Origin of the sequence: Solidesulfovibrio aerotolerans, from assembly GCF_009856865.1 — a bacterium.
GTDB classification, from domain to species: Bacteria; Desulfobacterota; Desulfovibrionia; order Desulfovibrionales; family Desulfovibrionaceae; genus Solidesulfovibrio; species Solidesulfovibrio aerotolerans.
Window position 1 is genome coordinate 24,316 of record NZ_WVUD01000039.1, and the last position, 11,226, is coordinate 35,541.

Annotated in this window: 7 protein-coding genes; 2 read left to right on the plus strand and 5 right to left on the minus strand. The window is 60.3% G+C overall.

Annotated features, from left to right (window positions below):
- Positions 1-97: 97 nt before the first annotated feature.
- Positions 98-3,844 (plus strand): chemotaxis protein CheB, encoded by a 3,747-nt coding sequence (locus tag GTA51_RS16345; protein WP_160962935.1) that lies wholly within the window; start codon positions 98-100, stop codon positions 3,842-3,844.
- Between the two features lie 162 nt (positions 3,845-4,006).
- Entirely contained in the window at positions 4,007-6,676 is a 2,670-nt protein-coding gene (locus tag GTA51_RS16350; protein WP_160962937.1) for a valine--tRNA ligase, read from the plus strand.
- A gap of 87 nt (positions 6,677-6,763) precedes the next feature.
- Here the strand turns inward: GTA51_RS16350 and GTA51_RS21515 are convergent, their stop codons facing one another.
- The 5 genes from GTA51_RS21515 to GTA51_RS16375 form a co-directional block, all read right to left on the minus strand.
- Positions 6,764-7,006, minus strand: coding sequence for a helix-turn-helix domain-containing protein (locus tag GTA51_RS21515; RefSeq protein ID WP_211922624.1), 243 nt, complete (start codon positions 7,004-7,006; stop codon positions 6,764-6,766).
- A gap of 165 nt (positions 7,007-7,171) precedes the next feature.
- Positions 7,172-7,774: a hypothetical protein gene (locus GTA51_RS16360; RefSeq protein ID WP_160962939.1), complete on the minus strand. Its 603-nt coding sequence runs from the start codon at positions 7,772-7,774 to the stop codon at positions 7,172-7,174.
- Between the two features lie 245 nt (positions 7,775-8,019).
- Positions 8,020-8,358, minus strand: a complete 339-nt coding sequence (locus tag GTA51_RS16365; RefSeq protein ID WP_246198185.1) for a type II toxin-antitoxin system VapC family toxin — start codon at positions 8,356-8,358, stop codon at positions 8,020-8,022.
- Positions 8,358-8,588: a type II toxin-antitoxin system antitoxin VapB gene (gene vapB / locus GTA51_RS16370; protein WP_160962941.1), complete on the minus strand. Its 231-nt coding sequence runs from the start codon at positions 8,586-8,588 to the stop codon at positions 8,358-8,360. The genes GTA51_RS16365 and vapB overlap by 1 nt, the downstream gene beginning before the upstream one ends.
- 203 nt (positions 8,589-8,791) lie before the next feature.
- A complete protein-coding gene (locus GTA51_RS16375) occupies positions 8,792-10,975 on the minus strand; it encodes a HAMP domain-containing methyl-accepting chemotaxis protein (RefSeq protein ID WP_160962943.1) in 2,184 nt (727 codons plus the stop codon).
- Between the last annotated feature and the right edge of the window lie 251 nt (positions 10,976-11,226).

The window sequence follows — 11,226 nt, forward strand, 5'->3', positions numbered from 1 at the left end:
GCCGGCGGCAAGAAGCTCCTTGTATTTCAAACCGCGCCGTTTTAATTGTGCAGGGTTCTACTTTCATTTCTGGCGTGCAACGCCAGCCGAGGCCCCCATGACAAACGATGCCGCTACCCCAGACGCCCCAGACAGCCCAGACGCCCCTGGTGCCCCTGCCGCACACGATTCCAGCAACGCGCCCCAGGGAGAGACCCCCGACACCCTGGTCCCGTCGCCGGAGGCAGCGCCCCAGTCGGGTCCGCCACCGCATTTCGTCATCGGCATCGGGGCTTCGGCCGGCGGATTTGAGGCCCTGGAGCAATTTTTCTCGGCCATGCCCGGCGACTGCGGGGCCAGCTTCGTGGTGGTGCAGCATCTCTCCCCGGACCACAAAAGCCTCATGGTGGAGCTGCTCTCCAAACACACCCCCATGCGGGTCTGCCAGGCCGAGGAAAACGCCCCGCTGGCCCCTGACACCATCTACCTGATCCCGCCCAAGACGGTCATGACCGCTTCAGGCGGCCACCTCCATCTGGCCGCCCGGGAAGACCGGCCCGTGCCCAACTACCCCATCGACGTGTTCTTTAATTCCCTGGCCGAGGACAGCGGGGACAAGGCCGTGGCCATCATCCTGTCCGGCACCGGCTCGGACGGGTCGCGGGGCATCCGGGCCATCAAGCAGGAAGGCGGCATGGTCATGGTCCAGGACGTGGACTCGGCCAAATTCGACGGCATGCCGCGAAACGCCATTGCCACCGGAGTGGCCGATTGCATCCTGCCGCCGGCGCGCATGCCCGAGGAACTGCTCAATTACCTGCGCCATCCGGTCATCCGGGACAAGCTGCAAGGCCACTCCGGGCTGCCCGAGGACGACGACCGGCTGCGCCAGATCTATCTGGCGCTCAAGCAGCACACCGGCGTCGATTTTGCCCTGTACAAGCAGTCCACGGTGTTGCGCCGGGTGGAACGCCGGCTCACCATCAATCATATCGACGGCCTGTCGGATTACGTCGCCCACCTGCACCAGACGCCCGAGGAAGTGACGGCCCTGTACAAGGATCTGCTCATCGGGGTGACGAACTTTTTCCGCGATCCCGAGGCCTTTGCCGCTTTGACGCGGCGGCTGCCGGAAATTTTCAAGGAACGCCGCAGCACCATCCGCATCTGGACCACGGGCTGTTCCACCGGCGAGGAGCCCTATTCTTTGGCCATCCTGCTGCGGGAATACATGGAGGCCCTGGGCGAGATCCGCGACATCAAGATCTTTGCCACGGACATCGACCGTAACGCGTTGGAGTTTGCCAGCAACGGCCAGTACCCGGAAAATATCGTCGCCGACGTGTCCCGGGAACGGCTGCAAAAATTCTTTGTGCGCCGGGGGGACGGCTACCAGATCATCAAACCCATCCGGGAAATGGTCATTTTTGCCGCCCACAACATTACCAAAGACCCGCCGTTTAATAAGATCGATCTGCTCAGTTGCCGCAATCTGCTGATCTATCTCCAGCCGGTGCTGCAACAACGGGTCATGGCCTTTTTCAATTTCGCCCTCAATGAAAACGGCTTTCTTTTCCTGGGCAGTTCCGAAACCGTGGGCGGCTTTGCCAATTATTTCAATCTGATCGATCCAAAATGGAAGATCTACCGTTCCCAGGGCAAACACATCCCGCTCAATCTCGAAGGCTTTTCCATCTCCCCGCCCCAGCCGCGCATCCCCGGCAAACCGCGCTTAAACGGGCTGCGGCGGCGCGACGATCTGGAAACCCAGACACTCGATGCCCTGTTTGACGATCTGGTGGCCCGCTATGTGCCGCCCACGGTGGTGGTGGGCGAAAACCACGAGGTGGTCCACGTCATGGGCGAGGTGGACCATTACATGAAGCTGCGCCCGGGCCGCACCAGCCTGGATGTGGCGGCGCTGCTGCGCCAGGATCTGGTCATCGCCGTGGAAACGGGCCTGAACAAAGCCAGCCGGGAAAACGCCGAAGTGCTCTACAAGGACGTGCGCCTGGAAGACGACGGCGCGTCCCTGCGCCTGGATCTGGCCATTCGCCCCTTTGCCGATCCCAAGACCGGTACCCGGTTGTTCGCCCTGACCTTTCGGACAGCCGAGGCCCCAGCCGAACAGTCCCTGGCCGAACACTTCGATCTGGACGTCAAGGCCCGGCAGCGCATCTACGATCTGGAGAATGAGCTCAAATACAGCAAGGAGAACTTGCAGGCCACCATTGAAGAGGTGGAAACCACCAATGAAGAACTGCAGGCCACCAACGAAGAAATGCTCTCGGCCAACGAAGAGCTGCAGTCTACCAACGAGGAACTGCAATCGGTCAACGAAGAACTGATCACGGTCAATGCCGAATACCAAAACAAAATCCAAGAGTTGACGGATCTGAACAACGACGTCAACAATCTGCTTTCCTCCACCAGCATCGGCGTGCTGTTCCTGGACCGCGACCTGTGCGTGCGCAAGTTCACCACGGCGGCCAAGGAGGAAATCAACCTCATGGATTTCGACATCGGCCGGCCGCTTTCCCACGTATCGTTTAATTTCGACCTCGATGGTCTGGTGGACGAAGCCCGGCGGGTGTTGGAAAGCCTGGTTCCCTTCCAGGCCGAAGTGAACAGCACCCGGGGCAAGCGCCTGTTCCTGCGCATCCTGCCCTATGTCACCGTGGACAACGTTATCAAGGGCGTGGTCCTGACCTTTGTCGATGTCACCGGCATTAAAATGGCCGAGGCCAAGGTGCGCAAGCTCTCCCTGGCCGTGCAGGAAAGTCCGAGCATCGTGGTCATGACCGACCCGAACGGCATCATCGAGTACGTCAACCACCAATTCACCCGGGTCACGGGCTACAGCGCCGAGGAGGCCGTGGGCCGGCGCAGCGCCATGCTGGCGTCCGGCGAAACCCCGCCCGGGGTCAGCCGCGCCCTGTGGGAGGAGGTCACCCAGGGCCGGGTCTGGCGCGGCCGATTCCGCAACCGTCGCAAAAACGGCGAAATCTACTCCGAACAGGCCTGCGTCACCCCCATCCGCGACGCCGGCGAGGCCATCGTCGGCTACCTCAAAATGGCCGAGGACGTCACCGCCTTCGAGGACAGCGAAGCCGCCCTGCGCCAGGAGCGCGACCTTATCGCCCGCATCGCCGACACCTCGCCGGTGGCCATTGGCGTCATCGACCCGGACGGCAAGGTGACCTACGCCAGCCAGCGCTGTGAAGACATTTTCGGCGTTGATCGGGAAACCCTGCTGACCCGCTCCTTTGACGATCCGGCCTTTTCCATTACAAACGCCGCCGGGCAGCCTATCGCCTCGCAGGAGTTATCCTTTGCGCGGGTCATGGCCACCGGCGCACCGACAACCGACATGCGCAGCACCATCCGCCGGCCAGACGGACAGACCGTACACCTGTCGATCAACGCCTCGCCCATGTTCGACGACGCCGGCCATATCTCCGCCGTGGTCTGCTCCATCGAAGACATCACCTCCCGGGCCAAGGCCGACCAGCGCTGCGATTTCATGGCCGCCGTGGTCGATTCCTCGCCCGAGGCCGTGGTGGGCCTGGATCTGGCCGGAGCCATTGTCAGTTGGAACCGGGCCGCCGCAGTCCTTTACGGCTACGACGCTGCCGTGGCCACCGGGCACAATGTGGCCATGCTGGTTCCTGAGGCGTTCCGGGAACAGTTGGCCGACGCCCTGGCCCGCATCGGACGCGGCGAGACGGTGGAACCCTTCACGGCCGAGCGCATGCGCCGCGACGGCAGCCGGTTTGCGGCCAGACTGACCCTGACGCCGGTCCTTTCGGCCACCGGGGATATCGCCGGGGCCACGGTCACGGTCAGGGAGATCGGCCCGGCCTGACCCGCGCCTGACTAATGCTTGGCCCGCGTCTGACCCTGCGCCTGCCCCCGGGCTTGGCCGCGCTTGGCCCGCCCCGCGTCCAGGCCGTGACATCGGGGCCGATCTTTTGTATCCAGGGCCGCTTGGCGACGCATTGCGCCGCAGACCCCCAAGGAGCACATAATGACCAGCGAGGCCCTTTCCAAGGGATATGAGCCGGCCGACGTCGAGGCCCGGTGGATTGCCTACTGGCAGGACGAAAAGACCTTCACCCCGGACCCCGACGGTCCGGGTGAGCCGTATTCCATCGTCATTCCGCCGCCCAACGTCACCGGTGCCCTGCATATGGGCCATGCCCTCAATATCACCATCCAGGACATCCTGTGCCGCTACCACCGCCAGAAGGGCCGCAAGGTGCTCTGGATTCCGGGCACGGACCACGCCGGCATCGCCACCCAGAACGTGGTGGAACGCTCCCTTGCCGCCGAAGGCTCTTCGCGCGAAGCACTGGGGCGCGAGGCCTTTATCGAGCGCGTCTGGAAATGGCGCGAGGAGTACGGCGGCAAGATCCTCAATCAGATCAGGCGGCTTGGCGCCTCCGTTGACTGGAGCCGCGAGCGCTTCACCATGGACGAAGGCCTGTCCAAGGCCGTGCGCGAAGTCTTCGTGCGCCTCTACGACGAAGGGCTTATTTACCGGGGCGACTACATCATCAACTGGTGCCCGCGCTGCCACACCGCCCTGGCTGACCTGGAAGTGGAATACGCCCCGCACATCGGCAAGCTCTACCACATCCGCTACCCCGTCGAAGGCACGGACCAATTCGTCACCGTGGTCACCACACGCCCCGAGACGCTGCTGGGCGACACGGCCGTGGCGGTGCATCCCGACGACGAGCGCTACCGCGAATTCGTTGGCAAATACGTGATCCTGCCCCTGGTTGGCCGGCGCATCCCGATCATTGCCGACGCCTATGTCGAGCGCGAATTCGGCACGGGCTGCCTCAAGGTCACCCCGGCCCACGACATGAACGACTTTGAACTGGGTCGCAAACACGGCCTGGAAGCCATTGCCGTCCAGGACGAGGCCGGGCGCATCAATGACAACGCCCCGGAAAAATATCGCGGCATGGATCGCACCGTGGCCCGCAAGGCCGTGGTCGAAGATCTGAAAGAACTGACGCTCCTCGATGATATCCGCGACTACGAGCACAATGTGGGCGAGTGCTACCGCTGCCGCACCGTCATCGAGCCGTTCGTGTCCAAGCAGTGGTTTGTCAAAACCAAGCCCCTGGCCCTGGCGGCCCGGGCGGCGGTAGAAGACGGCCGCACCGCCATCCTGCCGGACCAGTGGACCAAGACCTACTACGACTGGCTGGACAACATTCGCGACTGGTGCATTTCCCGGCAAATCTGGTGGGGCCATCGCATTCCGGCCTGGACCTGCCAGGCCTGCGGCGAATTGATTGTTTCGCGCGAAAATCCGACCGTCTGCCCGGCCTGCGGCGGCGACCAGCTCGAACAAGACCCCGACGTCCTCGATACCTGGTTCTCCTCGGCGCTGTGGCCCTTTTCCACCTTCGGCTGGCCTGATAACACCAAAGAGTTAAAGACTTTTTATCCCACCACGGTTTTAAGCACCGCCTTTGACATCCTCTTTTTCTGGGTGGCCCGCATGATGATGATGGGCCTGCACTTCATGGGCGAAGTGCCGTTTAAGCATGTCTACATCCACGCCCTGGTGCGCGACGCCGAGGGCCGCAAGATGAGCAAGTCCCTTGGCAACGGCATCGACCCCCTGGCCATGATGGAACGCTACGGCACCGACGCCCTGCGCTTCACGCTATGCGCCTTTGCCGCCATGGGCCGCGACATCAAGCTGGCCGAGGAGCGCATTGAAGGCTACCGGCATTTCATCAACAAGCTGTGGAACGCCACCCGCTTTGCCCTTATGCATGTGGGCGAGGGCGCGCCGGACATCTCGCCGGCCGAGGCGGCCAAGGCGGGCCTGTGCCATGCCATGATCCTCTCGCGTCTGGAACGGCTCAAAATCACCGTATCCGGAGCCATCGAGGGCTATCAGTTCAACGAGGCGGCCCAGGAGCTGTACGGCTTTTTCTGGCGGGAATTTTGCGACTGGTACCTGGAAATGGCCAAGGTGGACCTCGGCGGCGACGACGAGACGAAAAAAGGCGCGGCCAAGCGCGTTCTTTTAACGGTCCTGACCGAGACGCTGACGCTCATGCATCCGATCATTCCTTTCGTGACCCAGGAAATCTGGAGCAAGCTGCCGGGCATTGGCGAACCCAATCTGGCCAAGGTGCCCTTCCCGCCGCTGCGGCCCGAACTGATCAGCGACGCGGCCGAGGCCGACATGGAACTGTTGCGCGCCATCGTGGTCGGCGTGCGCAATATCCGGGCGGAACTCAATATCAACCCCGGGGTCAGGCTGACGGCGCTGGTCCATACGGAATCGAGCGCCCAGGCGGCGTCGCTGACCGAGAACGCGGCCATGATCAGCTTTTTGGCCAAACTGGAGAACTTCCAGGCCGGTCCCGAGGTGGTTGCGCCCAAGGCCTCGGCCTCGGCCGCGGCCGGATCGTGCGCCCTGTACGTGCCGCTGTCGGGTGCTGTGGATTTTGACGTGGAGTATCTGCGGCTGTCCAAGGAAGAAGTCAAAACGGTCAAGGAACTGACCGTTGTGGAGAAAAAGCTCGGCAACGAGGATTTCGTCTCCCGCGCCCCGGCCGAAGTGGTGGCCAAGGAGCAAGAGAAGCAAGGCGCCCTGGGCGAGCGGCTGGCCCGATTGCGCGAGCTCAAAGACCGCATCAAGAAGCTGATGGCCGACGAATAGGGCCGGGCGCTGGAGAGAGAATAAAGCAAAAGGGCGGTCCCGCGTGGGGCCGCCCTTTTAATTTCTCCCAGGGCAAACCGCCCTCACTTAGATCGTAGGGCCTGGATCGAAGCTGATTTTGAGCTTTGTTCCAGTGGCAATGGCAAACCGTTGCAGCGTTCGCGTAGACGGCATGACCCGGCCGCTCTCAAGGCGGGCAATCACTGTTTGCTTTGTATGCATATGCTGCGCCACTTCTTCTTGCGAGAGTCCGGCACGGGATATACTCCAATCAAAGCGGCTGTGATACAGAACTGACTTTATATTTCTTTGTGCAACGCCTTCTGGCAATGAGACTAGCTGCTATTTTCGTCGCCATTGCACCACTGGCATTATCTGTTTCAAGCCATACACTAGACGCAGATATTACAAATGCATGTATCTACTCTTCAGGGAAAAACGCCTAAGAACTGACGCCATCTGCTATAACAACGATTTTATCTTCCTGAGCAGCAATCACACTCTGCCGTCAATTAAGGCAGAGTTTATATGATTAAGCGTGTTACGTAATTGGCTTTTATTATTGGCATTCGTAACCATATACGATCCAGATGGCATGGAAATACTTACCATGTACCTTGAACTGTATAACCCAAACAGGCCAACGGGAATATCCTCATAGCGATAAGCGCCGTCAAGCTTGACAATAACCGGACGGAATAATGTTTTTACACATTTAATATACATATTACCATTCACAATAATAATCATTGAAAGAAAATAATCACAAAACACAGACACCGATCCAACGATAGTCATTATGAACGCGAACATATACCCGGCTGTCTTCCAAAAACTATGGTCAACTAGCAATATAGAAGACAAGAATCCGATAGCAGACAATGGCAATATACACATAAAACACAAGGCAGCAAAACTTTTTTCTAAAACAAATACAGCATCACTGCCAACACTTTTTTCATGATACGCCACCTCAAAAAGCATCTCTTTTAATTTTACATCTTTTTTGTTGAGGTAAATTGAGTAAATATACAACAAAATAATCGCTGCAGGAATACAAAGTGAAAAACATAGCAAATACAAAATATTTGTACTCATCTAAAATCGCTCCATCTCCAGGTCGCAGAGAAATGCGGTGCTCATCCGCCGAACACCCCCCGATCGATTCATCAAGAAACATCGAACCGTAATGCGAATAGGTTTCCAAAGCCAATAAAAATTGGCCTTCCGCTCCTAAACACTTCTATCATTTCAACATGTTTTCTGAATCGACTACCCGTCCACGCCCACCCAATTCTCGCAGCGCAGCCCCGAAACCCGCGTAAATTCGCGCATGTTGTTGGTCACCAGCACCAGCCCGGCTGCCAGCCCTGGGCGGCGATGCGCATGTCCATGCCGCCGATGACCTCGCCGCGTCGCTCCAAATCCGCTCGCAATGCGCCGTAGCAGGCCGCTGCGGCGGCGTCGAAGGGGAGGATTTCCAGCGGTAGAAGCATGGCCTGCAACGCCGCCGCATTCTTCTCGCGAGCGCCAGACTTGGCGACGCCGTATTCCAGTTCCGCTACGGTGATCGATGACAGACACATGTCGCCGTAAGACAGCTCGGCAAACCGCTGCCGGACTTCCGGCGGCCGGTGCTTGATCAAATAGATGCAGCTATTGGTATCGAGCAGATAGGCCATTAGAACAGCGCTTCCCGCTGCTGCACGGCGGGTTGGTCGCGCTCCTCCATGAAATCCGGGCCAAACTGGGTGAGCGCCTCAAAAAAACCGTCAAAGGGCGCGTCCTTGGGCAGCAGCACCACGGCCTTGCCCACCCGCTTGATGCAGACCGAATCCCCTTCGAAACGAAATTCCTTGGGCAGCCGTACCGCCTGACTGCGCCCGTTGGTGAAAAGCTTGGCTTCCTGCATGGCGACCTCCAGTATCTATCGCTGATAGATACCGCTGGTCGGGCTTGTCAACCGCACCGCCCTCCACCCCGTTTGCCGCAGCCCGGCCGGGCAAGGCGGCCCCGTGCGGGAAGCAAACGGCAAAGGGCGGTCCCTCGCGGTACCGCCCTTACGTCCTCTCTTGCTTCCCGAAGGCCGCGCGGCGCTTGCGCCGCCGCCCTGCCCTACGCCGAAAGCGCCCGCGCGCGGCCACGGCTCTTGCCGCGGCCGGCCGTGGCCGACGCCTCGCCGCGCATCTCGCCGATGAGCTGGGTCAAAACGCCGGACTGGGTCGCTACTTCGGTGACGGCCTGGGCGGATTGACGCATGCCGTCGGAAGACTCCATGGAAATGCGGTTGATCTCCTCGATGCTGCGGTTGATCTCTTCGCTGGTGGCCGACTGCTGCTCCGAGGCGGTGGCAATGGACTGGACCTGACCGGCCACGGCGTCGGCCAGACTGACGATTTCATTGAGGGCGTCGCCGGACTGCCCGGCCAGATGCGTGGTCCGTTCGATGACTTCCACGGTCTTTTTGACATTTTGCACATTGACCGTGGTCCCCTGCTGGATGCCGACAATGGCATCCCCGACCTCGCGGGTGGCGTTCATGGTCTTTTCGGCCAGTTTGCGCACCTCGTCAGCCACAACAGCGAATCCTCGCCCGGCGTCGCCGGCCCGCGCCGCCTCAATGGCGGCATTGAGCGCCAGGAGATTGGTCTGATCGGCGATGTCGGAAATAACGTTCATAATGGCCCCGATGCCCTTGGCCCGCTCGCCAAGCTGCTCCATGTCGCGCTGCAGCTCCTGGGCATGGGACTGGACCTCGGCGATGCCGTCCACAACGTCGGCCACCACGGTCTTCCCGGTCATGGCCTTGCACTTGGCCTGCTCGGCAGTGTCCGAGGCCAGGGAGGCGTTGCGGGCCACTTCCAGGACCGTGGAATTCATTTCCTCCATGGCGGTGGCGGTTTCAGCCGCCCGCTGGGACTGGATGCCAGCCCCCTGGCTGGCCTGTTCGATCTGGGCTGAGAGCTCTTCCGTAGCCGAAGCCGTGGCCTGGGCCACTTCCTGCAGGGTGCCGGCGGCGGTCATCATGGCGTCGCGCTGGGCCATGGCCTCGCGCTGGGCCTGTTCGGCCTGGGCCGTGGCCTGCTGGGCTTTGGCGGCTTCGTTGGCCGCTTCGGCAGAACGGGCGTTGGCTTCCTCAATACGTTCCTTGAGATTTTTGACCATGATGCGCAGACTGTCGGCCAGTTTGCCCACTTCGTCTTCCTGGCGCACGGCCAGTTCGCCGTTGAGGTCGCCGCCAGCCACCCGGTCGGCAAAGGCCGCGCTGTCGCGAATGGGGCGCGTAATGGCCCGGGTGAGATAGACGGCCACCGCGATGCACAGCGCCAGGGCTGCGGCCAGTCCACTGAGCATGGCCGTGGAGGCCGTGCCCAGGTCGGACACGGCAACCAGGGACAGGCGCTTGGTGTTGTCCATGCCGGCAACGGCCATCGCTTTGGCGTCGTGCAGGATGCCGTCCGCCGCCTTGTTGCGCTTGACATCGAGGTCTTGCAAGGTGGTCATGGTGCCGTCAAAGGAACTGATGGCCGCCTTATACTGGGCCAGGGACTGGCGCACGTCGCCCAGTTCTTTCTTGTCGCCGGCATTGCGGGTGACTGCACCCAGCCGCTCAAGCAGGGGCTCGGCCTGGGCAAAAAGGCCGAGCGCCTGCTGCCGCAGGGCGGGGGCGCTGAGCGCCTGGGCCTTGAAATTGAGCACCCGTATCTCAGACCCCAAATCCATGAGATCATCGATATCCAGCAGTTTGCCGAGCCGCTCCAGCAGCGCGGCCTCGCTGGCACCATCGCGAATTTCAGCCTCAAATCGTTTTTTTTGGCTGTCCGTCAACATCGTGACGCTCTGCATAAAATCGCCGGCGGCCGCGTCCATGCCCTTACGGTTTTCAATCAGGGTGCGGATGTTTTTTTCCGTCTCGTCGGCCAGGGCGAAATACGCGTCGGCATCCTGCCTGGCCGTGCCCACCTCGGTTTTGAGTTGCACCAGCGCCGGGTACTTGTCGGCGTGGGCCTGGGCCTGGGCCAGGGCCTGACGCACCAATTCGATTTCCGTTTTGGCCTGATCCCGAAAGCGCTGTTCGAAGCTTAAGGCATAGCCGCGCATGGCAAACATGGTGAGCAACGACGTCCGTTCGATTTCATTGGCGATGGCTGTTTCCGGAATATACTGCTCGGCCAGGGAGGTTGCGGTGGTTTTAACGCTTTGCATGTAGAGGACGCCCATGCCACCGAGCGCCATGGCGATAAGAATCAGACCCCCAAAACCAACTCCGATTTTGACGCCGAGTTTCCAATTTTTCATGGTTTTCACCTTTTTGTCCTTCATTCATGCATATAACACTACACTAGACCGGGGAAAGCTATCACTTTCACAACAATTCCGAGAGCAACCTTGCGCCAGAACGACAATATTTATACGAATATACTCATTTCTGTCCGGCTAATTTAGAAGAGATAGCCTGCTAGAATTGTTTGGTTTTAAGCGTTGCCGTCGCGGGTCAATGAGGTCGAGAATTTCACATTGCTGAAACAGATTTCGTTGCACCAGCCGGG